The organism is Paracoccus tibetensis, from assembly GCF_900102505.1.
Taxonomy (GTDB): Bacteria; Pseudomonadota; Alphaproteobacteria; order Rhodobacterales; family Rhodobacteraceae; genus Paracoccus; species Paracoccus tibetensis.
Genome location: NZ_FMVT01000001.1, coordinates 428,831 through 452,336 on the forward strand (window position 1 = coordinate 428,831; position 23,506 = coordinate 452,336).

Annotated in this window: 23 protein-coding genes; 7 read left to right on the forward strand and 16 right to left on the reverse strand. The window is 71.1% G+C overall.

Annotated elements, in window-relative coordinates; genetic code table 11:
* The 3 genes from pgl (at position 1) to ftsY (ending at position 3,452) form a co-directional block, all read left to right on the forward strand.
* A complete protein-coding gene (gene pgl / locus BLP73_RS02140; protein WP_090739850.1) occupies positions 1-672 on the forward strand; it encodes a 6-phosphogluconolactonase in 672 nt (223 codons plus the stop codon).
* Positions 673-683: 11 nt separating this feature from the next.
* Entirely contained in the window at positions 684-2,291 is a 1,608-nt protein-coding gene (gene pgi, locus BLP73_RS02145) for a glucose-6-phosphate isomerase (protein ID WP_090739851.1), read from the forward strand.
* 138 nt (positions 2,292-2,429) lie between these two features.
* Positions 2,430-3,452: a signal recognition particle-docking protein FtsY gene (gene ftsY / locus BLP73_RS02150; protein WP_090739852.1), complete on the forward strand. Its 1,023-nt coding sequence runs from the start codon at positions 2,430-2,432 to the stop codon at positions 3,450-3,452.
* Here the strand turns inward: ftsY and BLP73_RS18915 are convergent.
* Together BLP73_RS18915 and BLP73_RS02165 are read right to left on the reverse strand one after the other, a co-directional pair.
* Positions 3,449-4,813, reverse strand: a complete 1,365-nt coding sequence (locus BLP73_RS18915; RefSeq protein ID WP_139165872.1) for a Hint domain-containing protein — start codon at positions 4,811-4,813, stop codon at positions 3,449-3,451. The genes ftsY and BLP73_RS18915 overlap by 4 nt on opposite strands.
* A gap of 87 nt (positions 4,814-4,900) precedes the next feature.
* A complete protein-coding gene (locus BLP73_RS02165; protein ID WP_090739854.1) occupies positions 4,901-5,899 on the reverse strand; it encodes a GlxA family transcriptional regulator in 999 nt (332 codons plus the stop codon).
* A gap of 146 nt (positions 5,900-6,045) precedes the next feature.
* Between BLP73_RS02165 and BLP73_RS02170 the strand changes: the two genes are divergently transcribed.
* Positions 6,046-7,455 (forward strand): class II 3-deoxy-7-phosphoheptulonate synthase, encoded by a 1,410-nt coding sequence (locus BLP73_RS02170; RefSeq protein WP_090739855.1) that lies wholly within the window; start codon positions 6,046-6,048, stop codon positions 7,453-7,455.
* Positions 7,456-7,473: 18 nt separating this feature from the next.
* On the opposite strand, the gene BLP73_RS02175 is transcribed toward BLP73_RS02170, so the two are convergent.
* The 8 genes from BLP73_RS02175 to BLP73_RS19875 form a co-directional block, all read right to left on the reverse strand.
* Entirely contained in the window at positions 7,474-8,376 is a 903-nt protein-coding gene (locus BLP73_RS02175; RefSeq protein ID WP_090739856.1) for an NAD(P)/FAD-dependent oxidoreductase, read from the reverse strand.
* A 55-nt stretch (positions 8,377-8,431) separates the two neighbouring features.
* Positions 8,432-9,301, reverse strand: coding sequence for a lysophospholipid acyltransferase family protein (locus BLP73_RS02180; protein ID WP_090739857.1), 870 nt, complete (start codon positions 9,299-9,301; stop codon positions 8,432-8,434).
* Positions 9,301-10,230 carry a DMT family transporter gene (locus BLP73_RS02185; protein WP_245686506.1) on the reverse strand — a complete coding sequence of 310 codons (930 nt, stop codon included), beginning with the start codon at positions 10,228-10,230 and terminating at the stop codon, positions 9,301-9,303. The genes BLP73_RS02180 and BLP73_RS02185 overlap by 1 nt, the downstream gene beginning before the upstream one ends.
* A gap of 55 nt (positions 10,231-10,285) precedes the next feature.
* The gene (gene tkt / locus BLP73_RS02190; RefSeq protein ID WP_090739858.1) at positions 10,286-12,298 is read right to left on the reverse strand and encodes a transketolase; all 2,013 of its coding nucleotides are present in this window, start codon (positions 12,296-12,298) and stop codon (positions 10,286-10,288) included.
* 69 nt (positions 12,299-12,367) lie between these two features.
* Entirely contained in the window at positions 12,368-13,693 is a 1,326-nt protein-coding gene (locus BLP73_RS02195; RefSeq protein ID WP_090739859.1) for an HlyC/CorC family transporter, read from the reverse strand.
* A 21-nt stretch (positions 13,694-13,714) separates the two neighbouring features.
* Complete coding sequence (locus tag BLP73_RS02200) at positions 13,715-14,668, reverse strand: tyrosine recombinase (protein ID WP_090739860.1); 954 nt, start codon at positions 14,666-14,668, stop codon at positions 13,715-13,717.
* Complete coding sequence (locus tag BLP73_RS02205) at positions 14,668-16,176, reverse strand: hypothetical protein (protein WP_245686507.1); 1,509 nt, start codon at positions 16,174-16,176, stop codon at positions 14,668-14,670. Before BLP73_RS02205 ends, BLP73_RS02200 begins: the two co-directional genes overlap by 1 nt.
* Entirely contained in the window at positions 16,173-16,304 is a 132-nt protein-coding gene (locus tag BLP73_RS19875; protein ID WP_281179904.1) for a hypothetical protein, read from the reverse strand. Before BLP73_RS19875 ends, BLP73_RS02205 begins: the two co-directional genes overlap by 4 nt.
* 80 nt (positions 16,305-16,384) lie before the next feature.
* On the opposite strand from BLP73_RS19875, the gene BLP73_RS02210 reads away from it, so the two are divergent.
* Both BLP73_RS02210 and aroB read left to right on the forward strand, forming a co-directional pair.
* Positions 16,385-16,993 (forward strand): shikimate kinase, encoded by a 609-nt coding sequence (locus BLP73_RS02210; RefSeq protein WP_090739861.1) that lies wholly within the window; start codon positions 16,385-16,387, stop codon positions 16,991-16,993.
* On the forward strand, positions 16,990-18,096 hold the full coding sequence (gene aroB / locus BLP73_RS02215; RefSeq protein ID WP_090739862.1) for a 3-dehydroquinate synthase: 1,107 nt from the start codon (positions 16,990-16,992) through the stop codon (positions 18,094-18,096). The genes BLP73_RS02210 and aroB overlap by 4 nt, the downstream gene beginning before the upstream one ends.
* Positions 18,097-18,191: 95 nt before the next feature.
* Here aroB and BLP73_RS02220 read toward each other — a convergent pair whose 3' ends face one another.
* Both BLP73_RS02220 and ssb read right to left on the reverse strand, forming a co-directional pair.
* On the reverse strand, positions 18,192-19,241 hold the full coding sequence (locus BLP73_RS02220) for a Glu/Leu/Phe/Val dehydrogenase dimerization domain-containing protein (RefSeq protein WP_090739863.1): 1,050 nt from the start codon (positions 19,239-19,241) through the stop codon (positions 18,192-18,194).
* A gap of 238 nt (positions 19,242-19,479) precedes the next feature.
* On the reverse strand, positions 19,480-19,992 hold the full coding sequence (gene ssb, locus BLP73_RS02225) for a single-stranded DNA-binding protein (RefSeq protein ID WP_090739864.1): 513 nt from the start codon (positions 19,990-19,992) through the stop codon (positions 19,480-19,482).
* A gap of 239 nt (positions 19,993-20,231) precedes the next feature.
* Between ssb and BLP73_RS02230 the strand changes: the two genes are divergently transcribed.
* Positions 20,232-20,810: a lytic transglycosylase domain-containing protein gene (locus BLP73_RS02230; protein WP_245686524.1), complete on the forward strand. Its 579-nt coding sequence runs from the start codon at positions 20,232-20,234 to the stop codon at positions 20,808-20,810.
* Between the two features lie 19 nt (positions 20,811-20,829).
* On the opposite strand, the gene BLP73_RS02235 is transcribed toward BLP73_RS02230, so the two are convergent.
* The 4 genes from BLP73_RS02235 to BLP73_RS02250 all read right to left on the reverse strand — a co-directional run bounded on the left by BLP73_RS02235 (position 20,830) and on the right by BLP73_RS02250 (position 23,502).
* Entirely contained in the window at positions 20,830-21,297 is a 468-nt protein-coding gene (locus BLP73_RS02235; RefSeq protein WP_090739866.1) for a lytic transglycosylase domain-containing protein, read from the reverse strand.
* A gap of 79 nt (positions 21,298-21,376) precedes the next feature.
* The gene (gene lpdA, locus BLP73_RS02240; RefSeq protein WP_090739867.1) at positions 21,377-22,765 is read right to left on the reverse strand and encodes a dihydrolipoyl dehydrogenase; all 1,389 of its coding nucleotides are present in this window, start codon (positions 22,763-22,765) and stop codon (positions 21,377-21,379) included.
* Between the two features lie 93 nt (positions 22,766-22,858).
* Positions 22,859-23,248 carry an MAPEG family protein gene (locus BLP73_RS02245; RefSeq protein ID WP_090739868.1) on the reverse strand — a complete coding sequence of 130 codons (390 nt, stop codon included), beginning with the start codon at positions 23,246-23,248 and terminating at the stop codon, positions 22,859-22,861.
* Positions 23,248-23,502 carry a hypothetical protein gene (locus tag BLP73_RS02250; protein ID WP_090739869.1) on the reverse strand — a complete coding sequence of 85 codons (255 nt, stop codon included), beginning with the start codon at positions 23,500-23,502 and terminating at the stop codon, positions 23,248-23,250. Before BLP73_RS02250 ends, BLP73_RS02245 begins: the two co-directional genes overlap by 1 nt.
* Positions 23,503-23,506: the final 4 nt, after the last annotated feature.

The following is a 23,506-nucleotide window of genomic DNA, read 5'->3' on the forward strand; positions in this document are numbered from 1 at the left end:
ATGGAATTCTGCGAATACCCCGACCGCGAGATGCTGGCCCTGTCGCTGGCCGACCGCATGGCCTCGCAATTGGCGCAGCACCTGCGCGCGAACGATCACGCAACGCTCTGCGTGCCCGGCGGCACCTCGCCCATGCCGGTCTTCGAGACGCTGTCGGGCGCCGACCTGGACTGGGGCCGCGTGACGGTGATGCTGGGCGACGAGCGGTGGGTGGACGGAGAGCACAAGCGCTCGAACAGCCGGCTCTTGCGGCGGCACCTTCTCAAGGACAAGGCGGCGGCGGCGGAGTATATCGACCTCTACACCGGCGATCCCCAGCCCGAGGACGCGGCCGAGGCGCTGGCGGCCCGCATTGCCCCGCACCTGCCGCTGACCGTCCTGCTGCTCGGGATGGGCAACGACATGCACACGGCAAGCCTCTTTCCAGGCGGCGACCGTCTGGCCGAGGCGCTGGCGACGGACGCCCCCCCGGTCATGGCGATCCGCGCCGAGGGCGCCGAGGAGCCGCGCATCACCCTGACGCGCCCGGTCCTGGCCAATGCCATCAACATCCATGTCCTGATCACCGGTCCCGAGAAGCGCGAGGCGCTGGAGCGGGCCGCGAGGCTGGACCCCCTGGAGGCGCCGATCCGCGCCTTCCTCGACGCCGCGACCGTCCACTGGGCCGAATGAGGTTTGCCTGAATGACCGAGATCTGGAACCGCCTGAAGGACCACCGCAAGACCCAAGGCGAGGCGCGCATCGAGGCGCTGTTCGCCGATCCCTCGCGGGCCGAGGCCTTCTCGGCCGAGGCGGACGGGCTGGTCTTCGACTATTCCAAGACGATGATCGACGCGGGCGCGCGCGATCTGCTGCTGGATCTGGCGCGCGGCGCGGATGTCGAGGCGCGGCGCGAGGCGATGTTCACCGGCGCCAAGATCAACGAGACCGAGGGCCGCGCGGTCCTGCACACGGCGCTGCGGAACCTCGCCGGCAGCGTGATGGTCGACGGGGCCGAGGTGATGGACGAGGTGCGCGCCACCCATGCCCGCATGACGGACTTCGCGCGGGCGGTGCGGGATGGCAGCTTCGCCGGGCAGGGCGGTGCGATCACCGATGTGGTGAACATCGGCATCGGCGGCTCGGACCTTGGGCCCGCGATGGCGGCGCTGGCGCTGGCGCCCTATCATGACGGCCCGCGCACGCATTTCGTCAGCAACGTCGACGGGGCGGATATCGCCGACACGCTGAAGGAGCTGGATCCGGCGACGACGCTGGTGATCGTGGCCTCCAAGACCTTCACCACCATCGAGACGATGACCAACGCCAGGACGGCGCGGGACTGGATGGGGAAGGCGGTCGCCGATCCCGGCGCGCAGTTCGTGGCGCTGTCCTCGGCGGCGGGCAAGGCGGCCGAGTTCGGCATCGACGAGAGCCGCGTCTTTGGCTTCGAGGATTGGGTTGGCGGGCGCTATTCCATGTGGGGTCCGATCGGGCTGTCGCTGATGCTGGCCGTCGCGCCGGAGCGGTTCGACGAGTTCCTCGCCGGCGGCGCGGCGATGGACGCGCATTTCCGGGGCGCGCCGCTGGAGGCGAACCTGCCGGTGCTGCTGGCGCTGGTCGGGATCTGGCACCACCAGGTCTGCGGCTATCCGACCCGCGCGGTGCTGCCCTATGACAACCGCCTGATGCGCCTGCCGGCCTATCTGCAGCAGCTGGAGATGGAGAGCAACGGCAAGCGCGTGGCGATGGACGGCAGCGACCTGGCGGTGGTCTCGGGGCCGGTGGTCTGGGGCGAGCCGGGCACGAATGGCCAGCACGCCTTCTACCAGCTGATCCATCAGGGCACGGTCCCCGTGCCCTGCGAGTTCATCCTGGCCGCGAAGGGCCACGAGCCCGATCTGGCCCATCACCACATCCTGCTGGCGGCCAACTGCCTCGCGCAGTCCGAGGCGCTGATGCGCGGGCGTTCGCTGGACGAGGCGCGGGCGCTGATGGCGGCGAAGGGGCTGACGGGCGCCGAGCTGGACCGGCAGGCGCGGCACCGGGTGTTCCCGGGCAACCGCCCCTCGACCACGCTGCTGCTGGAGCAGCTGACGCCCTTCGCGCTTGGGCAGATCGTGGCGCTCTACGAGCACCGGGTCTTCGTCGAGGGGGTGATCCTGGGGATCAACAGTTTCGATCAATGGGGGGTCGAGCTGGGCAAGGAGCTGGCGCTGAAGGTCGAGCCGCTGCTGAAGGGCGAGGCGGCGGAGGGGCATGACCCCTCGACCGAGCGGCTGGCCGGGATGATCCGGTCCTTGCGCGCCTGAGCGGCGCGCGGGGCAGGGGGGCGCTGCCCCCCGTCCCTGCGGGACTCCCCCCCGGGATATTTCCGGACCGAAGCAGGGGCGGCTTTTCCTTGGAGCGGCGGCGCTGTAGGGTCGCGGGCCAAAGTGAAAGGTCGGATCATGGCGTTCTTCTCCAAACTGCGCGAGCGGCTGACGCGGTCTTCCTCGAAGATCGGGGAGGGGCTGGACGGGATCGTCGCCGAGGCTCCGGCCGCGGCGCCGGCCGCAGTCGAGGCGCCTGCGGCGACCGGGCTGGTCGGGCGGCTCTTCGGGCGGGCCCCGAGCGCGGTGGAGGAGCCGCGGCGGGCGCTGGACGACGAGATGCTGGAGGAGCTGGAGGACATGCTGGTCCAGGCCGACCTGGGCGTCGACACGGCGCTGCGGGTCACGGCCAACATCGCCGAGGGGCGGATGGGCCGGCGCGTCTCTGCGACCGAGCTGAAGGAGCTGCTGGCGGCCGAGATCGCGCGGATCATGGCGCCGGTCGCGCGGCCCCTGCCGCTTTATCCCAGAAAGCCGCAGGTGGTGCTGGTCGTCGGCGTCAACGGCGCCGGCAAGACCACCACCATCGGCAAGCTGGCGAGCCAGTTCCGCGCGGCGGGCAAGAGCGTCGTGATCGCCGCGGGCGACACCTTCCGGGCGGCCGCGGTCGAGCAGCTGCAGGTCTGGGGGCAGCGGGCCGGGGTGCCGGTGATGGTGGCGCCGCAGGGCTCGGACCCTGCGAGCCTTGCCTATGACGCGATGGTGCGGGCCGAGGCCGACGGGGCCGATCTTCTGATGATCGACACCGCCGGGCGGCTGCAGAACCGGCAGGACCTGATGGAGGAGCTGGCCAAGATCGTCCGGGTCATCCGCAAGAAGGACCCCGAGGCGCCGCACAACACGCTGCTGGTGCTGGATGCGACGACCGGCCAGAACGCGCTGAACCAGGTCGAGACCTTCCGCAAGCTGGCCGATGTCTCGGGCCTGGTGATGACCAAGCTCGACGGGACCGCGCGGGGCGGGGTGTTGGTGGCGCTGGCCGACCGCTTCGGCCTGCCGATCCATGCCATCGGCGTCGGCGAGCAGATCGACGATCTGGACGCCTTCGACGCCGGGGACTTCGCGCGCGCCCTCGTCGGGCTGGAGGACGCGCGCGCCTAGGCCTCTGCCGCGTCCAGCGCGCCGGTGCGGGACGGCGGCTGCGGGTCGCCCTCGACCAGGTGGCGGCGCGGGTTCTTCAGGTGCCGCTCGACCAGCGCGCGGACGGCCCGTCCGGGCGGCAGCGGGCGTGCGGGCGCGATCTCCTCGGGCACCACCAGCGCACGGACCTCGGCGCGCGCGGCGGCGTCGAAGGCGCGCAGGGCCATCGGGCCGGGCAGCAGGCTCTCGGTCCAGGCGCCTTCCGCGACGAGCACGTGATGCGCCGCAAGCAGCAGGTGCCAGTAGGCGACGCCGTCGCTGTCGCGGATGACCGCGATGCCGGGTAGCCCCGCCAGCAGCCGCGCGGGCACCAGCACTTCAGGCGCGTCGAACATCCGCTGCACGATGGGCGAGCGCAGCAGCACGCGGTGCTGGGGCGAGACGGTCAGGTCGCGCACAGGCTGTCCGGGGCCGAGGGCGCCCGCGGCGATGCGGATCGGGCGCTGGTTCGGCGCGAGGTCGAGATCGGCACGCGCGAGCCGGCGATGACCCACCCAGAGCAGCGGCTGCAGGCCGCCGTCGCGGGTCACGACCGAGTCGCCGGGCCGCAGGCTTTCCACTGGTCGCGGCCCCGACGCCGTCAGGATGAGCGTGCCAGACGCGAAGCAGACCGAGCCGCCGGGGGGCGGGTCGGGCGTTGGGTCCGGCGTCGGGTCCGGGTCCGGCGGCGGTGGCGGAGGTGGCGGGTCCGGCACCGGATCGGGCGTCGGGTCCGGCGGCGGCGGCGGTGGAGGGGGCGGAGGCGGCGGTTCCGGCACCGGGTCGGGCGGCGGTGGCGGTGGTGGTGGTGGCGGCGGCGGCGGAGGCGGAGGCGGGGCCTCGATCATGGTCAGGAAGGGATACGCCTCCGACACGTTGATGGTTTGCATCCAGCGGACGGTCAGTGTCGGGTTGAACGTCCCCATCGTGCCCTGCGCGTTGGGGATCGGCAGGATGATGACCGAGAAGCGGTCTCCCATGATCGGGCCGGCCGAGACGTTGTCCGGTACGAGTTGGCGCGGGAACATGGCGAAGAAGTCGTTGCCATTGCTGTCCCGCAGAAGCGCGCCGCGGGCGAAGCCGAGCTGCGTGCCCTCGGTGAGCACGCTGGCGGAACTTCCGAAGCCGATCGGCGTGTCGGCGGCGACCGTCTGCTGTGTCTCGATCGGAACAGCCAACCCGCTGTCGAAGCGGTTGTCGTCGTCGCGCAGCAGCAGCGTGCTGAGCTGGGGGTCGGTCAACGTGATGTTGCGCGGCGACGGCGCGGACCAAGGCACCTCCGTGTTGTTGGACGCGCTCGGTATCCTCGTGCTCAGCGTCAGGATCGTGAACTGCCACAGCATTCTGCTGCCCCTCATACGTGGCGGCCGCGTGCGGCACCCTGCAGCCGACGCGTTCCTTGACGAGGGGTTAATGCAAACAGGTTAACGCTAGGTTAACGAAGAAGAACTTGCCGCTCCGGAGGCCGTCGCGGTGCCGCGTTCGCGATAGGGGGTGCTGCCATACTGGGCGCGGTAGCACTTGGAGAAATGCGACGGGCTGGAGAAGCCCGAGGCGAGCGCGACCTCGATGATCGACATCTCGGTCTGCATCAGCAGGTTGCGCGCCCGCGCGAGCCGCGTCTCCATGTAGTAGCGCTTGGGGCTGCGGTTGAGATAGCGGCGGAACAGCCGCTCGAGCTGCCGGGTGGACATGCCGGCATCCTGGGCCAGCTGCGCGGGGCTGATCGGGTCCTCGAGATTGGCCTCCATCCGGGCGATGACGGCGGCCAGCCTCGGATGGCGCACGCCGATCCGCATCGGGATCGACAGGCGCTGGCTGTCTTGGTCGGTGCGGATCGCGGTGTGCAGCATCTGGTCGGCGACGTCGGCCGCCAGCGCGTCGCCATGCGACTCGGCGATCAGGTGCAGCATCAGGTCGATCGAGCTGGTCCCCCCCGCCGCCGTCAGCCGGTTGCCGTCATGCACGAAGACCGAGCGGTAGAGGTCCACTTCGGGGAAAGCCTCGGCGAAGCCGTCGTGGTTCTCCCAGTGGATCGTGGACTTGCGCCCCTCGAGCAGCCCCGCCTCGGCCAGGATCCAGGCGCCCGTGCAGACCGCGCCCATGCTGCCCCCGCCGCGGGCCTGCCGGCGCAGCCAGGACAGCACCGGCCGCGTCGCCTCACGCGCGATCTCGGTGCCGCCGCAGACGATCACCACCTCGTCCCGGCCGGCCACCGCATCGCCGTCGAGGCCCCCGTCCACCAGCACCCGGCTGCCGTTCGAGCAGGTCGCCATGTCGCCGCGCGGACCCACCAGCCGCCATTCGTAGAGCGGCTTGCCCGCGGCGCGGTTCGCCAGCCGCAAGGGCTCGATCGCGGCCGTGAAGGGCAGCATCGTGAAGCGGTCCAGCAGAAGGAAGGTGAAGCGGCGGGGCTTGTCAGATGGCATGAGGCTGTCCGGGTGCGTGTTCCGCCTTCGACCCAAACAGGGAAACGGCGTCTGCGGCAAGAGGGGGCGCGCCCGCGCGCTGCAAAGCCTTCCCTCAGCGGCGCGGCACCGCTATAGCTCTGCCACTGCATTTTCAGGAGAGACACATGACGCAGGATATCCGCACCCCCGCCGCCACCCAAAGCTGGGACAAGGCCGGCTGGCGCGCCTATCCGCGCGTCCAGATGCCGGACTATACCGATCCCGCCGCACTGGCCGCGGTCGAGGACCAGCTGCGCCGCTACCCGCCCTTGGTCTTCGCCGGCGAGGCGCGCCGCCTCAAGGCGCAGCTGGCCGATGCCGCCGCCGGCCGCGCCTTCCTGCTGCAGGGCGGCGACTGCGCGGAAAGCTTCAGCGAGTTCAGTGCCGACAACATCCGCGACACGTTCAAGGTGCTGCTGCAGATGGCGGTCGTGCTGACCTGGGGCGCGCAGATGCCAGTGGTCAAGGTCGGCCGGATGGCGGGCCAGTTCGCCAAGCCCCGCAGCGCCCCGACCGAGATGCTGGAGGGGGTCGAGCTGCCCTCGTACCGCGGCGACATCATCAACGGCTTCGACTTCACCCCCGAGGCGCGCATCCCCGATCCGCAGCGGATGCTGGCCGCCTACACGCAGGCGGCGGCCTCGCTGAACCTGCTGCGCGCCTTCTCGACCGGCGGGTTCGCCGACATGCACCGCGTCCAGAGCTGGATCGCCGATTTCGTCGGCGGCCCGGAGGCGGCGAAGTATCGCGACATCGCCGGCCGGATCAGCGACGCGATGGCCTTCATGCAGGCGGCCGGCGTCAACTCGGACACGGCGCACCAGCTGTCCAAAGTCGATTTCTACACCAGCCATGAGGCGCTGCTGCTGGAATACGAAGAGGCGCTGGCCCGTGTGGACAGCACCACCGGCCTGCCCATCGCCGGCTCGGGCCACATGATCTGGATCGGCGACCGCACCCGCCAGCCGGACGGCGCGCATGTCGAGTTCTGCCGCGGGGTCCAGAACCCCATCGGCCTCAAATGCGGCCCGACCACCACGGCCGAGGATCTCAAGGTCCTGATGGCCAAGCTGAACCCCGAGAACGAGGCCGGCCGGCTGACCCTGATCGCGCGCTTCGGGGCGGGCAAGGTCGGCGATCACCTGCCGCGCCTGATCCAGACGGTCCGGGCCGAGGGCGCGAACGTGCTGTGGACCTGCGACCCGATGCACGGCAACGTCATCAAGTCCTCGACCGGCTACAAGACGCGGGCCTTCGATTCGATCCTGCGCGAGGTGCGCGAGTTCTTCGGCATCCACAAGGCCGAGGGCACCATTCCCGGCGGCGTGCATTTCGAGATGACCGGCAAGGACGTGACCGAATGCACCGGCGGGGTCCGCGCCGTCACGGACGAGGACCTGTCGGACCGCTACCACACCGCCTGCGACCCGCGCCTGAACGCCAGCCAGTCGCTGGAGCTGGCCTTCCTCGTGGCCGAGGAGCTGCGCGACCGACGCGAGGCGGCCGGGCGCGAACTGGCCGCCAAGGCGGGCTGAGCCGAACGGCGGCGCCGCTCAGGCGCCGCCATCCTCGGCGGTCAGTCCGTTGTGGACATGCACCGCCGCGCGGGCCGCGATGCCGATGGCGAAGCTGATCTGGTCGAGCCCCGCCATGATGTCCCCGGCCACGTAGACCCGCGGGTCGGATGTCGCGCCATCCGTGTGCCCCGGCACCAGCCCGTCCTCCTGCAACGTCACCCCCAGCTCGCGCGCCGGCTTGCAGCGCGGCTCGCTGCCGAGCGCGACGTAGAGCGTGTCGAGATGCAGGTCCGTGCCGTCCTCGAAGGTCAGCCGCACCCCCTCGCCGCTGAAGTCCATCTCGCGGATGGGCGAGGCGACGGGCGCGATGTCGGCACCCTCCGCCTCGGCGGCCAGGGACGCCGGCAGCCCCTCCTGCGCCACCAGCCAGCGATGCTTCGAGAAGGCGCCGATGAAGCGCGCCTCGGCCAAGGCATGGGCGTCGCCGCCGAGAATGCCGATGCGCTTGCCTCGCTGCTCGTGCCCGTCGCAGATCGGGCAGTAGCGCAGCTGCCCCCGCGCCACCGCCTCGTCATGCAGTGCGTCGTCCATCTTCGGCCGGTGGTTGATGACGCCGGTCGCCAGCAGGATCCGCCGCGGCCGCAGGAGCTGCCCGTCGAGCCGCGCGGTCAGCCCGTCCGGCCCGGCCCGCATGTCCTCGACAAGCCCCTGGCGCAGCTCGGTCCCGCAGGCCGAGGCCTGCTCGCGCATCCGCTCCAGCAGCTCGGCGCCGGGGATGCCGAGGGGGAAGCCCGGCAGGTTGCGGACCACCGGGATGATCAGGGCGCGGCTCTCGCCCGCATCCGCCAGGATCACCCGGCGCCCGAAGCGGTTGAGGTAGATGGCAGCGGTCAGGCCGGCGGGGCCGCCGCCGACGATCAGGCAATCTGGGTCTGTCATGAGATCCTCGCTCTCGCTTCGCAGCGCGAACAGGGGGCCGAGGCCATTGTTCCCGCTATTTCCAGCGGCGATGGACCCAGAACCACTGGTCCATGTGGCGCCGCACCAGCATTTCCAGATCGTCGTTCAGCGCCTGCATCATCTCGGCCGGCGTGCCGCGCGGGATGGGCGCGCCGACATGGACGCGGAAGCTCAGCCCGTCCGGCTGGCGGATGCCGGCGATGGGCACCACCAGCGCGTCGTAACGCAGCGCCAACTCGGCCGGAGTCAGCACGGTCTTCGTCGGCAGGTCGAAGAAGCGCAGCTCGGCCCCCTCGCGGTCGAACTGGTCGAAGCCGAGCGCCAGCCAGCCGCCGCCGCGCAGGAAGCGCAGCATCGCCGTCAGCCCGGCCCGTCCGCGGGGGAAGAGCGGCTCGGCGATGGCGCTCATGGCGGGGACGTAGTGGCGGTTGAAAGCCTCGTTGTTCATGGGCCGGTAGAGCGCGCCCACCGGCCAGCCCCGCCCCGACAGCGCCGCCCGCATGGCGTCGTAATTGCCGAAATGCGCGCAGGCGAGGATGACCGGGCGATTGGCCTCAAAGGCTTCCTCCAGCGCGGGAAGGCCCGGGCCCTCCAGCGGGTCGGCGGCGTGGATGCGGGCGGTAAAGGCCTCGCCGGCATAGATCTCGGCCAGCGAGCGGCCGGCATTGTCGGGAACGGCGCGGACCAGCGCCTCGATCTCGGCCTCCGGCAGGTCGGGGCGCGCCAGAGCGAGGTTGTCGCGGATGCGCCCGCGCCATCTCGCCAGCGGCGCGAGGACGCGGGAAAAGAGCCAGCCGATCGCCGGGATGCGCCGCTCGTAGGGCAGGGCGCGCGCGAGCGCCATGATGGCGAGGAAGGCGCCGTTCGCGACCCTGTCCGTGAGGCTTGGCCGCTCCTCTGCCATCAGGCCCCCTTCGCCCGCTCGCGCGACCAGACATAAAGGCCCGCCGCCACGATGATGCCCGCCCCGACGACGGTGGCAAGGTCCGGCAGCTGCCCGAAGAACAGCCAGCCCCAGAGTCCGGCCCAGATGAGACCGGTATAGCCGAACGGCGCCAGCGCCCCGGCCTCGGCCGTCGAGAAGGCGCGGACCAGCAGGTACTGGCTGACCGTCCCGAACAGCGCCAGCAGCGCGAAGGCCGGCAGATCGGCGGCGGCGACGGGCTGCCAGACGAAGGGCAGGATCAGGTTGGTCAGCGCCGTGCCGATCACCGCGGACCACAGCACCGAGGTCATGACCGCATCCGCCCGCACCATCCGCGTCAGCAGCGCGCCCGCGGCATAGGTGAAGGCGCCCGCCAGCGGCAGCAGCGCGGCCGGCTGGAAGACCCCGAGGCCGGGGCGGATGATGATCAGCGCCCCCACCAGCGCCACCGCGATGCCGAGGACGCGGCGCGGCCCGATCCGCTCGCCCAGGAACAGCGCCGCGCCGAGCGTGATCAGGACCGGGTTCAGGTCCATGATCGCGGTTGCCTCGGCCAGCCCGATATAGGCGAGCGAGGAAAAGAACAGCCCGACCGAGCCGAGCTGCATCAGCGCGCGGGCCGCCTGCAGCCCCGGCTGCCGCGTCCGCATCATGGCGGGCAGGCGGGTGCGGAAGATCAGCGCCAGCAGCGCGAGGTTGCCGACGAAGCGCGCCCAGATCACCTGGCCGACCGGGTAGCTTTCGGACAGGTGCTTGGCGGTCGCGTCCATCAGCGTGAAGCCGAGGATCGCGGCCAGAAGAAGGCCGATGCCCGCGCCTTGCCCGCTGAGGGCCGGTTCGCGCGCGGGCAGGGCGACCTCGGGCGCTGGCGCCCGCATCAGGGCGCCGCGCAGTGGGTATTTGAGCAACGAAGAAGCCCCTTCTCCGTTGCCCAAATACCCCCGCCGGAGGCGGCCTTGCGCGTCAAGCCAGCGACTTGGCGCGGGTGACGACCGCCTCGGCCGTGATGCCGAAATGCTTGTAGAGCTCGGGCGCGGGGCCGGAACGGCCGAAGCCCTCCATGCCGATGAAGGCCGACTTGGCTTCCGCGCCGCGCTCGCCCATCAGCAGCCAATCCCAGGGCTGGCGCACCGCCGCCTCGATGGCGATGCGGGCCGGGCCTGCGGGCAGGACGCTTTCGCGATACGAGACATCCTGCTGGCGGAACAGCTCCATCGAGGGGACCGAGACGACGCGGGTCGGCACGCCGTCCGCCTCGAGCGTCTCGCGCGCGTCCACGGCGATCTCGACCTCGGAGCCGCTGGCCAGCAGCACGACGGCGGGGGCGCTGGAGGCCTCGCGCAGGATGTAGGCGCCTTTGGCCGAGAGGTTCTCGCCGATCTCCTCGCGCAGCGTCGGCAGGTTCTGGCGCGACAGCGCGAGGACCGAGGGGGTGTGCATCTGCGAGAGCGCGATCTCCCAGGCCTCGGCGGTCTCGATCTGGTCGGCGGGGCGCAGGGTCAGCGTGTTGGGCGTCGCGCGGCAGATCGCCAGATGCTCGACCGGCTGGTGGGTCGGGCCGTCCTCGCCAAGGCCGATGCTGTCATGGGTCATCACGTAGACGACCGGCGCGCCCATCAGCGCCGAAAGGCGCATCGAGCCGCGGGCGTAGTCGGTGAAGGTCAGGAAGGTCCCGCCATAGGGGCGGAAGCCGCCATGCAGCCAGATCCCGTTCATCGCGGCGGCCATGCCGTGTTCGCGGATGCCGTAATGGATGTAGCGGCCCATGCGGTTCTCGGGCGAGAAGATGCCCATGCCGCCGGTCTTGGTGTTGTTCGAGCCGGTGAGGTCGGCCGAGCCGCCGAAATTCTCGGGCATCTCGGCGTTCAGCACTTCCAGCGTGTTCTCGCTGGCCTTGCGCGTCGCGACCTTGGGCTTGCTGGCGAGGGTCTGTTCCTTGAAGGCGGCGATGGTGGGGGCGAGCTTGGGGCTGACGCCGTTCTCGCTGCGGCGGATGAACTCGTCCTTCGCCGCGAGCTGCTCGACCCGCGCCTTCCAGCCCTCATGGGCCGCGGCGCCGCGGGCGCCGATCTCGCGCCAGGCGGTCAGGATCTCGTCCGGGATCTCGAAATTGCCCGAGACCCAGCCATAGGCATTGCGGGTCGCGGTGATCTCGTCGGCGCCGAGAGGCGAGCCGTGGGCCTTGCTGCTGTCGGCCTTGTTCGGGGCGCCGAAGCCGATGATGGTCTTGCAATCGACCAGCGTCGGGCGGCCGTCGCTGTTCTTGGCCTCGGTCAGGGCGCGGTCGATGTCGGCGGCGTCATGGCCGTCGCAGGAGAGGACGCGCCAGCCGGCCGCCTCGAAGCGCTTGCGCTGGTCGGTCTTGTCCGACAGGCTCACGCGGCCGTCGATGGTGATGTCGTTGTTGTCCCACATGACGATCAGTCGGCCCAGCTGCTGGTGGCCGGCCAGGCCGATGGCCTCGTGGCTGATGCCCTCCATCAGGCAGCCGTCGCCGGCGATAACCCAGGTGCGGTGATCGCAGACCTCGGCCCCGAACTCGGCGCGCATCGCTTCCTCGGCCATCGCGAAGCCGACCGCGTTGGCAATGCCCTGGCCGAGCGGGCCGGTCGTCGTCTCGACGCCCTCGACCTCCTCGGCCTCGGGGTGGCCGGCGGTGATCGCGCCCAGCTGGCGGAAGTTCTTGATCTGCTCCAGCGTCATCTGCTTGTAGCCGGTGAGGTAGAGCAGCGCGTAGATCAGCATCGAGCCGTGGCCCGCCGACAGGATGAAGCGGTCGCGGTCGAACCAGTGCGGCGCGGAGGCGTCGAACTTGAGGTGGTTCTTGAACAGCACCGTCGCGACATCGGCCATGCCCATCGGCATGCCGGGGTGACCGGAATTCGCGGCCTCGACCGCGTCCATCGCCAGCACGCGGATCGCGCTGGCCAGGTTCCAGTGGTCGGGGTTGGCGGTGCGGCGGGCGGCGATGTCCATGCGGGGCTCCCTTGGCGGCAGTTTCCGTGCCCTGTTAGGGGCGATGGGGCGCCGTTGCAAGCGTGAGCGCTATCCGTCCGCCCCGCTTGGCGCCAGCGGGCGCACGCGCAGCCGGGTGATCCGGTTCTCGCGCCGGGTGACCACCTCGAAGCGGTAGCCGTGGAAGCTGAAGACCTGGCCCTGGTCCGGGATCGACTGCGCCATGTGGATGACGAGGCCGGCGACGGTGTTCGCCTCTTCGTCCGGCAGGTGCCAGTCCAGCTGGCGGTTGAGGTCGCGGATCGTCATGCCGCCCTCGATCAGGTAGTCGCCGTTGGGGCCGGGGCGCAGGGTCTGGTCGGCTTCGGTGTCGTGCTCGTCCGCGATCTCGCCGACGATCTCCTCGAGGATGTCCTCCAGCGTGATGAGGCCGCGCAGGCTGCCATATTCGTCCACGACCAGCGCGAAATGGGTGCGGCGCTTGAGGAACTCGCGCATCTGCTCGTCGAGCGCGGTCGTCTCGGGGACGAAATAGGGCGGCATCGCGACGGCCAGAACGTCGAAGCGGCGCGCGGCGGCGGGATCGCCGGCCTCGCGCACGGCACGGTTCACCGCCCGCAGCAGATCCTTGGCGTGGATGACGCCGACCACGTTCTCGCGCTCGTCCTTGAAAACCGGCAGGCGGGTGTGGGGGCTGGCGAGCACGCTTTCCAGGATCTTCTCGGGCGGCAGGGCGGCGTCGATCATCTCGATCTCGCTGCGGTGGCGCATGATCTCCTCGACCGTGCGGTTGCCAAGGTCCAGCGCGCCCAGAAGGCGGTCGCGGTCCTCCTTGTGCACGGCGCCGGCGGCGTGGCCGATGGAGAGGGCGCCCGCGATCTCGTCCTCGATCGAGAACATGTGCTGGCCGGGGTCCGTCCTGAGGCCGAAGATCGCCAGGATGCCGCGCACGATCAGCCGGACAACCGAGACGATGGGCGACAGCAGGATCGTGACCAGCCGGATTGGACGCGCGACGAGCGAGGCGACCTTCTCGGGGGCCGAGATGGCGTAGGTCTTGGGCATCACCTCGGAGAAGATCAGCACCAGCACCGTCATCACCAGCGTCGCGATGGCGACGCCGCTGCCGCCGAGGATGCGGGTGAAGGCCGCTGTCGCAAGGCTGGCCGAGAGGATGTTGACGACGTTGTTGCCAAGAAGGATCGCGCCGATCAGCCGCTCGCTGTCGGCGGTCACCTTCAGGGCGGCGGCCGCCCCGGTCTCACCCCGGTCGGCCTGCGCCCTGAGCTTCGCGCGGCTGGAGGCGGTCAGTGCCGTTTCCGAGCCCGAGAAGAAGGCCGAGATGGCAAGAAGCACCGCAATGGCCGCGCAGGTCAGCCAGAAGGCGGCGTCGAGACTACTGGAAGGGTCGTCCATAGGGTCCTGTAAGGGTTGGGATCAGCCGGTCGGCTTGGCGGCAACGCGGGCCAGCGGGTGGTGGTTCAGCACCAGCTCGCGCATCCGCGCGTCGACGACGTGGGTGTAGATCTCGGTCGTGCCCAGATCTGCATGGCCCAGCAGCGTCTGGATGGCCCGCAGGTCCGCCCCGCCCTCCAGCAGGTGGGTGGCGAAGGCGTGGCGGATGACATGGGGGGTCACGCGCGTCGGATCGAGCCCCGCCGCGACCGCGATCTGTCCCAGAAGCCGCGAGAAGCTCTGCCGGGGAAGGTGGCCCGCGGCGCCGGGGGCGGGAAACAGCCAGCGCGCGCCCTTGCCCGCGACCAGCCGGGCAAGGGCGCTGCCCTCGGGCGCGTTGTCGCGCCAGCGCAGCCAGTCCGTCAGGGCCGCGCGCGCGGGGTTCGTCAGCGGAACCAGCCGCTCCTTGCTGCCCTTGCCGCGGATCAGCAGCACCGCGGGATCGCCCCGGCAGCCGGCGGCGGGCAGGCCCACCAGCTCGCTCACGCGCATGCCCGTGGCATAGAGCAGCTCCATCAGGCAGATGTTGCGCGCGCGTTCCGCCTCGCCGCGCCCAAGCCGGGGGGCGGCGGTCAGAAGCGCCGCGACCTCGTCCTGCGACAGGCTGCGGGGCAGGCGGTGGGTGCGGCCGGGCCCCGAGATGCGGATAGCCGGATCGTCGGGCCGCCAGCCTTCCTCCAGCGCGAAGCGGCAGAACTGGCGGATCGCGGACAGGCGCCGCGCCCGCGTCGCCCGCGACAGCCCCTGCGCGTCGCAGAAGGTCAGGTAGTCCTCGATCACCTCGCGCGTCAGGCCGGCGAGCGTCAGGCTTCGCCGCGACAGCCAGTTCGACAGGTCCTTCAGATCGCGCCCATAGGCCAGAAGCGTGTTGCGGGCGGCGCCGGCCTCGGCGGCCTGAGCGTCCAGGAAGGCGGAGATGGCCGCGCCGTCCGCCATCAGAACTCCTGCCTGACCTGGGGCAGAAGCGTGATCTGCGTCTCGGCCCGCTTCGCGTCCTCGAGAAGACCGAGCGCGCGCAGCATAGCGATGCCCCGGCCGGCGCGCGCCAGATCCCCCTCCAGCGCCGCGTCCACGTCGGCCATGGCCGTCAGCAGGGCCTCGCCGAGCCGCGTCTCGGGCAGGGGCGGCGCCTCGGCCGCCAGTTCGGGGGCGGGCGTCACCGCGAGGCCGGAGGGCAGCCCGTGCCAGAGCCGCAGAAGCCCGGCCAGCTCGGCCGCGCGGCCGTCGCCGGGATAGGCCTCGGGCAGGTCGGGCGCCACCATCGCGGCCAGAAGGTCGGCCATGCCGGCGGCGCGGAACTCGTCGAAGGCGCGGGGCAGGGCCTGCGACAGCTCGCCCGTCTGCAGCGCGGCCTCCAGCGTCCGCATCACGGCCGCCCGCTCCCACACCCCGCCCGAGGCGGCGGGGCGCTGCTCGCCATAGATCGCGCGCAGCCGCGCGGCCGGGATGGCGCCGGAGCGGGCCAGCCGCTCGGCCGCCTCCAGCCGGGCCTTGAAGCCGCTGTTCATCCTGAGGTCGGACTGCGCGAAGGCGACGGGCAGGGTCGGGGTCGGCAGGGGCTGGCCGATCGCCTCGTGGATGCGGAAGTCCAGGGGCGTCATCCGCTCGGCGCCCTCCAGCATGTCGTCGGTGTCGACGAAGGCGTCGTCGAGGAAATGCGTCAGCATGATCGCCTGCCGCTCGTCGATCAGGCCAAGGCTCTCCGCGCCGTGCAGGCTGACGGCGGCCGCGGCCCAGTCCCCGGTCTGCGCCAGGCAGAAGATGCGGGCGGCGAAGCTGGGCGCGATGCCGGGGGTGCCGTTCATGATCGCGCAGGCGCGGATCTCGTCCCCCTCCAGCAGCGCGATGTCGAAGAGGCGGCGGAAGACCTCGGGCTCGCCGGGTCCCGCGGCCAGCAGAAGCGCCTGCGCCTCGTCCAGCGCGCCCATGTCCAAAAGCCGGTCGGCGCGGGCGAGAAACAGCTGGCCCTTGCGGGGCTTGCCATTCGCCTCTGCCCCTGCCGCCGCCGCGGGCGGCAGCAGCTGGGCCGTCAGCACGCGCTTCATGAGCGCCTGCATGGCCTGAAGCCGGGCGGGCGTCGCCAGCAGCATCTGCGCCAGCTCTTCGGGATCGCTGCCCTGCCACAGGTCGGGCGGCAGCCCCGCGCGGCGCGGCGTCAGCGTGCCGGTGCTGTCGGGATCGCCCTGATCCAGCCGCGTGACCTGCACCGGGCCGACCTCGCCCGTTTCGGCGACCGGCTGCGGCTGTGCGGGGCGGCGGGGGGGCGGGGCATCGTCGCCGGGCCGCCAGGCCGAGCTTTCGCGCTGCGGTCCGCGCACGCTACCCGACAGCCAGTCGCTGGCCGACAGCGGCTGCTGCGCCGCGGCGGGCAGGGCCGTCGCCGCGCTCAGCGCCAGAAGCGCCGCGCCAAGGACCTGCGCCGCGCCGGGCGCGCGGCGCGTCACCGGCTCTCCAGCGCCAGGGGCGTGCGCACCTCGCGCCGCACCGGCTCCATGTCTCCCAGATAGGCGTAGCCGGCGAGGCCCGCCGCCACGGCCAGAATCACAACCGCCAGAACCTTGAGTGTGCGCATCGTCTTGCCCCTGCTCGCCTGCTTCCGATCCCGCCCCTCGGGCAGGTGGCCGGTCTGACGCCGGCTCTTCCCGAATATATATGGCATTTTCCGAAAGATCACGCCATTCAGTCACCCGGTCGAGGGGAGTCGCGATGACGAGATCGCTGGCGCGTCATATCGTGCTGATCGGGATGATGGGGGCGGGCAAGTCGGCGCTCGGCGCCGAACTGGCGCGTCGCCTGCGCGTGCCCTTCACCGATTCCGACACCGAGATCGAGACCGCGGCGGCCATGAGCATCGCCGAGATCTTCGCCCGCGACGGCGAGCCCTTCTTCCGCGCGCGCGAGACCGAGGTGCTGCGCCGGCTGCTGGCCGGCCCGCCCGCCGTCATCTCGACCGGGGGCGGCGCCTTCGTGCAGGCGCAGAACCGCGAGTTGATCGGCCGCGCGGCGATCTCGGTCTGGCTGGACTGCGATCTCGAGCTGCTTTGGCAGCGCGTGCGCCAGCGCAGCACGCGGCCTTTGCTAAAGACTGCCGATCCGAAGGCGACGCTGGCCGCGCTGCTGGCCGAGCGCGCGCCGGTCTATGCCCAGGCCGAGCTGCACTTCGAGGGCCGCGCCGGCGATAGCATCGAGGCCGCGACGACCCGGCTTCTGACCGCCCTCCGCGCGGCCGACCCGCAGCTGATCCAGGAGAACGCCCGATGAGCGCCCCCCAGACCGTCCATGTGCCGCTCGGCGCCCGCGCCTATGATGTCCGCATCGGGCCAGGCCTGATCGCGGATGCCGCCACGCATGTCGCGCCGCTGCTGGCCCGGCCGCGCGTCGTGATCGTCACCGACGAGGCGGTCGCGCGGCTGCACCTGCCGGCGCTGGAAGCGGCGCTGGCCGCCAGCGGGATCACCAGCGCGGCCTTGACCCTTCCGGCGGGCGAGGCGACGAAGTCCTGGGCGCATCTGCAGCAGGTCGTGGAATGGCTGCTGGAGCAGAAGGTCGAGCGGCGCGACGTGGTGCTGGCGCTCGGCGGCGGGGTGATCGGAGATCTCGTGGGCTTCGCGTCCGCCATCCTGCGGCGTGGTGTGCGCTTCGTGCAGCTGCCGACGACGCTGCTGGCGCAGGTGGACAGCAGCGTCGGCGGCAAGACAGGGATCAACAGCCCGCGCGGCAAGAACCTGATCGGCGCCTTCCACCAGCCGGCGCTGGTGCTGGCCGATACGGGCGTGCTGGAGACGCTGCCCCCGCGCGATTTCCTGGCCGGCTATGGCGAGGTGGTGAAATACGGCCTTCTGGGCGATGCGGCCTTCTTCGCCTGGCTCGAGGAGAACGGCCCGCGTCTGCGCGAGGACGCTGCGCTGCGCCAGCAGGCCGTCGCGCATTCGGTCGCGATGAAGGCGGGGATCGTGGTGCGCGACGAGACCGAGCAGGGCGAGCGGGCGCTGCTGAATCTTGGCCACACCTTCGGCCATGCGCTGGAGGCGGCGACGGGCTATTCCGACCGGCTGCTGCATGGCGAGGGCGTGGCGATCGGCTGCGCGCTGGCCTTCGACCTCTCGGCCCGCATCGGCCTGTGCAGCCAGGAAGAGCCGAGCCGCGTGCTGGCGCATCTGGCGCGGATGGGGATGCCGGCGCGGCTGTCGGACGTGCCGGGCAGCCTGCCCGACGACGCGGCGCTGATTGGGCTGATGGGCCAGGACAAGAAGGTGGTCGACGGACGCCTGCGCTTCGTTCTGGCGCGCGGCATCGGCGCCGCCTTCGTCTGCGACGATGTCGCGACCGAGGATCTGGCGCAGGTGCTCGCGGCGGCCCGCTGAGAGGGGCGCCGCCCCGTCCCCCATCGAGGGGGACGCGGCGGCGGGGCCGCGCGGCGGCCCGGCGCCAGCCCGGCGCGGCGCGGACCGGCTCTGCCTCAGGCCGCGCGGCGGGGCAGGGCCAGCATCTGCTCGACCATCCCGTCCGCGACCGCGGTCGTCTCGCGCCCTGTCGCGGCCGCCTCCGCGAGCATCTCGGACACGCGGCCCGCGATCGCGCAGAGCCGCTCCAGCCGCCAAGCGTCGCTGTGGCCGTGGATCTCGCTGGCGACGCTGATGATCCCGCCCGCGTTCACGACATAGTCGGGCAGGTAGGTGATCCCGCGGGCGGCCAGCAGCGCCGCCACGTCCGGGCTTGCCAGCTGATTGTTCGCCGCCCCGCAAACCAGCCGCGCGCCGAGCGCGCCGGCCGTCTCGGCCGTCAGGACGCCGCCCAGGGCGCAGGGGGCGAAGATGTCCATCTGCTGCGCGAAGACCTGATCGGGCGCGCAGACCGCTGCGCCGAGCCGCGTGGCGGCCTCGGTCATCGCGGCCTCGTTGATGTCGGTCACCATCAGGCGCGCGCCCGCCGACGCCACCTTCTCGGCCAGCGACAGGCCGACATGGCCCAGCCCCTGCACCAGCACCCGCTTGCCGGCGAGGTCATCGGCGCCGAAGACCCGCGTCGCACCGACGCGCAGGCAGCGGAAGACGCCCTCGGCCGTCCAGGGCGAGGGATCGCCCGAGGCCCCGGCCAGACCCACGGCATGACGCGTCTCGGTCGCGGCATGGGCCATGTCCTCGGGCGAGATGCCGACATCCTCGGCTGTCCAGTAGCTGCCCTTCAGCGCCTCGACGGCGCGGCCGAAGGCGCGCATCATCGCCGGCGTCTTGTCGCGGCGCGCGTCCCCGATGATGACCGCCTTGCCGCCGCCCAGCCCCAGCCCCGCCATCGCGTTCTTGTAGGTCATGCCGCGCGCCAGCCGCGTCACGTCATGGATCGCCGCCTCGCGGCTGGCATAGGGCCACATGCGGCAGCCGCCCGCCGCCGGGCCGAGCGCGGTCGAGTGCAGGCAGATGAGCGCGGTCAGCCCGGCCTCGGCATCCTCGGCCAGAACCAGCCGCTCGAAGCCCTCGGGGCGCTGCAGATCGGTGAGTGTCAGGGCCATCGCGGGCCGTCCTTTCTGTGATCCTCCGCGGGCGCCGCAGCGCCCGGATCAGACCAGAAAGCGCCACCGCGGGCCTGTTGCAAGCGCCGGATCATCCAGAAAGCGCGGGCGCGGGCCGGCGCAACTTCTGCCGCGCGCCCGGGGGCCGGCGCGCAATCTTGCACCCGCGCCGCCCGGCGCGGCACCAAAGAAAAGGGCGGCCGAAGCCGCCCTGGTTCCACTGATTCGCCCGCGGCGATCAGAACGGGATCTCGTCGTCGTAATCGCTGCGCCCGCCGCCGCCCTGGCCGCCGCCGGTGCCGCCCTGGCCGCCGCCCTGACCGCCGCCGCGCCGGTCCATCTCGTCATAGCCGCCGCCATAGCCGCCCGTCCCGCCGCTGCCCTGGCCGCCGCCTTGCCCGCGGCCGTCCAGCAGCGTCAGCTCGCCGCGATAGGGGCGCAGCACGACCTCGGTCGAATAGCGGTCCTGGCCGGACTGGTCCTGCCATTTGCGCGTCTCGAGCTGGCCCTCGATATAGACCTTGCTGCCCTTCTTCAGGTACTGCTCGGCGATCTTCGCCAGCGGCTCCGAGAAGATCGCGACCGAGTGCCACTGCGTGCGCTCCTGCCGCTCGCCCGAGTTGCGGTCCTTCCAGGCTTCCGAGGTCGCGATGCGCAGGTTCACGACCTTGCCGCCGTTCTGGAAGCTGCGCACCTCGGGGTCCTGCCCCAGATTGCCCACCAGAATGACCTTGTTGACGCTGCCTGCCATGACGGAAGTTCCCCGGATCTGTGTTTCCTGCCCGCGGGTGTAGCCTTGCCGCGCCTCCGCTGCAACCGCGCCGGATGGGCGGGCTTCTGCCGCAGGCCGCGGAGCGCGCGAACGCTTCGGCTGGCAGAGCGGCGTTGTTCATGTATAGTCCTGACCAAGAGGCAGCCGGCAAGCTGACAGGAACGAGGGGCGGAAGGATGAGATTTTCCCGGATCGCGAGGACGCTGGTCTGTGCCGGCATGGTGGCCGCGATGGCCGTTCCGGTCTCGGCCGAGGGGCTGCGCCTCTCGGGCAGTTCCTCGAAATCCCGCGCCGACCAGTTCGCGCGCCAGACCCGGCTGATGGACAGCCGCCTCTCGACCCAGTACCAGCAGTCCTCGCGCCTCCAGCCGGCGGGCCGAGAGCAGGCGGTGGCCCTGGCGCCCGAGACGCGCATCCCGCGCTACACGGGACGGCGCAGCGAATACCTGCCCCATGCCCGCGCCGCCGCGCAGCGCCACGGCATCCCCGAGGACCTGTTCCTGCGCCTCGTCCAGCAGGAATCGGGCTGGAACCCGAACGCCCGCTCGCACAAGGGCGCGATGGGGCTGGCGCAGCTGATGCCGGGCACCGCGGCCAAGCTGGGCGTCAACCCGGCCGACCCGGTCCAGAACCTGAACGGCGGCGCGCGCTATCTCAGGATGATGTACAACCAGTTCGGCAACTGGACCTTGGCGCTGGCCGCCTACAACGCAGGCCCCGGCGCCGTGCAGAAATACGGCGGCATCCCGCCCTATCGCGAGACGCGCAACTACGTCCGGATCATCGCCGGCAGCTGAGGCCGGCCGCTCCGTGCGATCAGCCGCGCAGCCCCGTCTGCCGCAGCAGGCCCTTTCGCTTGGCCTCGTAATAGTAGCCGCGCGAATACCATGTCAGCGTGCGGTCGGGATCGCCCTCCGCCACCAGCCAGGCCCCGCGCAGATAGCGCACGCCGTAGCGCAGGTTGGTGTCCGCATCCAGCAGCCCCTGGTCCGGCCCGCGATAGCCCATCGTGCGCGCGGTCGCGGGGTTCAGCTGCATCAGCCCGTAATAGGGCCCGTTGCGCGCCCCGGGCCGGTGCTGCGATTCGCGCAGCACGACCCGCTGCACCAGCGCCGAGGGCAGCTCGTAATGGCCTGCCCAGAAGTTGATCCGCTGACGCAGATAAGGCGTCTCGTTGGGATAGAGGCCGTTGGCCCCCAGCCCCGCTGGCATCTCCGGCCCCCGCCCGCCGCCGCCGCAGCCCGCCAGCGCCAGCGCCCCGAGGATCAGCGCCCGCCGCCCCATCTTCTGTGCGAAAATATCCCGGGGGGAGTCGCCGCAGGCGACGCGGGGCTGGCCCCCCGCTGCCTTGGCCACAAGGGCCTCACGCATGGATCGCCCCGCCGCCGCAGGCCAGCGCCGCCTCGCGCACCGCTTCCGACACGGTCGGATGCGCGTGGCAGGTCAGCGCCAGATCCTCGGCCGCCGCGCCGAATTCCATCGCCACGCAGACCTCGTGGATCAGATCGCCCGCCGAGGGGCCGATGATGTGGCATCCGAGGATGCGGTCGGTCTCGGCATCCGCGATCAGCTTCACGAAACCCTCGCCGAGAAACTGCGCCTTGGCGCGGGCATTGCCCATGAAGGGGAACTTGCCGATCTTGATCTTGCGGCCGTCCTCCTTCGCCTGCTCCTCGGTCAGGCCGACGCTGGCAACCTCGGGGGTCGTGTAGATCACGCCGGGGATGACGTTGTAGTTCACGTGGCCATGCTTGCCGGCGATGACCTCGGCGACGGCCATGCCTTCGTCCTCGGCCTTGTGGGCCAGCATCGGGCCGGGCACCGCGTCGCCGATGGCGTAGATGCCCGCCACGTTCGTCGCCCAGTGCGCGTCGATCTGCACATAGCCGCGATCGGTCATCGCGACGCCCAGTTCCTCCAGCCCCAGCCCGCCGACATGCGGGCGGCGGCCGGTCGCGACCAGGACCGTCTCTGCCGCGACCTGCTGATCGCTGCCGTCCTTGTTCAGCTTGTAGCTGACCTGGGCCCCCGTCTCGGTCGCATCGACACCCTGCACGGCGGCGCCGAGGACGAATTTCAGCCCCTGCTTCTGAAGCATCTTCTGGAACTGCTTCTGCACCTCGCCGTCGAGGCCCGGGGTGATGACGTCCAGATATTCCAGCACCGTCACCTCGGAGCCAAGGCGCGCATACACCGAGCCAAGCTCCAGCCCGATGACGCCCGCGCCGATGACGACCATGGTCTTCGGGATCTTCGGCAAAGCCAGCGCGCCGGTCGAATCGACCACCACGCCCGCCTTGTTGTCGATGTTCACGCCCTTCAGCTGGCTGGGGACCGAGCCGGTGGCGATGACGATGTTCTTCGTCTCATGCACCTCGTCGCCGACCTTGACCTTGCCCGGCTCGGGAATGCTGGCCCAGCCCTTCAGCCAGTCAATCTTGTTCTTCTTGAAGAGGAACTCGATCCCCTTGGTGTTCCCGGCGACGGTCTCGTCCTTGTAGGACTGCATCTTCGACCAGTCGACTTCGACATGGGCGCCCATCAGGCCCATCTTCTCGAAGTTCTCATGCGCCTCGTGCAGCATGTGGGTGCCGTGCAGCAGCGCCTTCGAGGGGATGCAGCCCACGTTGAGGCAGGTCCCGCCAAGGGTGTCCCGCCCCTCGACGCAGGCCACCTTGAGGCCCAGCTGCGCGGCGCGGATGGCGCAGACATAGCCGCCGGGGCCGGCGCCGATCACGATGAGGTCATACATGTCTCGTCCCTTCTTGTTCGGGTCTTGATGGCGAGGCCGCGCCGGGGGTTTTGCACCCCCGGACCCCCGCAGGATATTTGGACACAGGTGATATCACAAAAGGCTCGCCGCGATCATGATCAGCGTCGCCGTCGCCCCGGCCGCCCAGATGACCGAGCGCCAGGGCGTCCAGCCGAAGAGATAGGCAGGCACGTAGAGGATGCGGGCGATCAGGTAGATCCAGGCGCAGGCGGCGGTGAGGCCGCTGGCCTGCCCGCCGAGCGTCACCACGACGACGGCGAGGGTGAAGAGGATCAGCCCCTCGAAATGGTTGTTCAGCGCCCGCTGCGCCCGGCCGGCCTGACCGGTCAGGGCGGGGGCGTGATCGCGCGGGCCCATCGCCACGCGCGGGCCGACCTGCAGGTTCGCCAGCACCGAGAAGATCGCGAATTGCGCGACCTGCAGGAGGCCGGCCAGCGCCAGCACGGTCAGTTCGGGCGTCATCAGGCGGTCTCGACGAAATGCGCCTTGGCCGAGGACACGCCTGCCAGGCTGTTGAAGACCTGCGCGTTGCCGCCGAGCCAGTCCTTCGCCGCCTTCGCGTCGGTCACGGTGAAGAGCGCCCAGGCATTGCCGGCGTCCTCGCGCCAGAGCTGGAGCAGCGAGAGGCCGTGGCGGCCGCGTTCCTCCGCGGCGGCGTCGAAGGCGCGGCGGAAGCTGTCGTAGTCGGCGATCTGGTAGTGGAGGATCAGCTGCATGGGC

Excerpts from the sequence above, each read along its gene's own strand:
- pgi (WP_090739851.1), top strand. The coding sequence starts at position 684 with ATGACCGAGATCTGGAACCGCCTGAAGGACCACCGCAAGACCCAAGGC.
- ssb (WP_090739864.1), bottom strand. The coding sequence starts at position 19,992 with ATGGCAGGCAGCGTCAACAAGGTCATTCTGGTGGGCAATCTGGGGCAG.
- BLP73_RS19875 (WP_281179904.1), bottom strand. The coding sequence starts at position 16,304 with ATGCGCACACTCAAGGTTCTGGCGGTTGTGATTCTGGCCGTGGCGGCG.
- BLP73_RS02235 (WP_090739866.1), bottom strand. The coding sequence starts at position 21,297 with ATGGGGCGGCGGGCGCTGATCCTCGGGGCGCTGGCGCTGGCGGGCTGC.
- BLP73_RS18915 (WP_139165872.1), bottom strand. The coding sequence starts at position 4,813 with ATGCTGTGGCAGTTCACGATCCTGACGCTGAGCACGAGGATACCGAGC.
- BLP73_RS02210 (WP_090739861.1), top strand. The coding sequence starts at position 16,385 with ATGGCATTTTCCGAAAGATCACGCCATTCAGTCACCCGGTCGAGGGGA.
- BLP73_RS02195 (WP_090739859.1), bottom strand. The coding sequence starts at position 13,693 with ATGGACGACCCTTCCAGTAGTCTCGACGCCGCCTTCTGGCTGACCTGC.
- BLP73_RS02165 (WP_090739854.1), bottom strand. The coding sequence starts at position 5,899 with ATGCCATCTGACAAGCCCCGCCGCTTCACCTTCCTTCTGCTGGACCGC.
- pgl (WP_090739850.1), top strand. The coding sequence starts at position 1 with ATGGAATTCTGCGAATACCCCGACCGCGAGATGCTGGCCCTGTCGCTG.
- tkt (WP_090739858.1), bottom strand. The coding sequence starts at position 12,298 with ATGGACATCGCCGCCCGCCGCACCGCCAACCCCGACCACTGGAACCTG.
- aroB (WP_090739862.1), top strand. The coding sequence starts at position 16,990 with ATGAGCGCCCCCCAGACCGTCCATGTGCCGCTCGGCGCCCGCGCCTAT.
- BLP73_RS02200 (WP_090739860.1), bottom strand. The coding sequence starts at position 14,668 with ATGGCGGACGGCGCGGCCATCTCCGCCTTCCTGGACGCTCAGGCCGCC.
- BLP73_RS02175 (WP_090739856.1), bottom strand. The coding sequence starts at position 8,376 with ATGACAGACCCAGATTGCCTGATCGTCGGCGGCGGCCCCGCCGGCCTG.
- BLP73_RS02250 (WP_090739869.1), bottom strand. The coding sequence starts at position 23,502 with ATGCAGCTGATCCTCCACTACCAGATCGCCGACTACGACAGCTTCCGC.
- BLP73_RS02180 (WP_090739857.1), bottom strand. The coding sequence starts at position 9,301 with ATGGCAGAGGAGCGGCCAAGCCTCACGGACAGGGTCGCGAACGGCGCC.
- lpdA (WP_090739867.1), bottom strand. The coding sequence starts at position 22,765 with ATGTATGACCTCATCGTGATCGGCGCCGGCCCCGGCGGCTATGTCTGC.
- BLP73_RS02230 (WP_245686524.1), top strand. The coding sequence starts at position 20,232 with ATGGTGGCCGCGATGGCCGTTCCGGTCTCGGCCGAGGGGCTGCGCCTC.
- ftsY (WP_090739852.1), top strand. The coding sequence starts at position 2,430 with ATGGCGTTCTTCTCCAAACTGCGCGAGCGGCTGACGCGGTCTTCCTCG.
- BLP73_RS02220 (WP_090739863.1), bottom strand. The coding sequence starts at position 19,241 with ATGGCCCTGACACTCACCGATCTGCAGCGCCCCGAGGGCTTCGAGCGG.
- BLP73_RS02170 (WP_090739855.1), top strand. The coding sequence starts at position 6,046 with ATGACGCAGGATATCCGCACCCCCGCCGCCACCCAAAGCTGGGACAAG.
- BLP73_RS02245 (WP_090739868.1), bottom strand. The coding sequence starts at position 23,248 with ATGACGCCCGAACTGACCGTGCTGGCGCTGGCCGGCCTCCTGCAGGTC.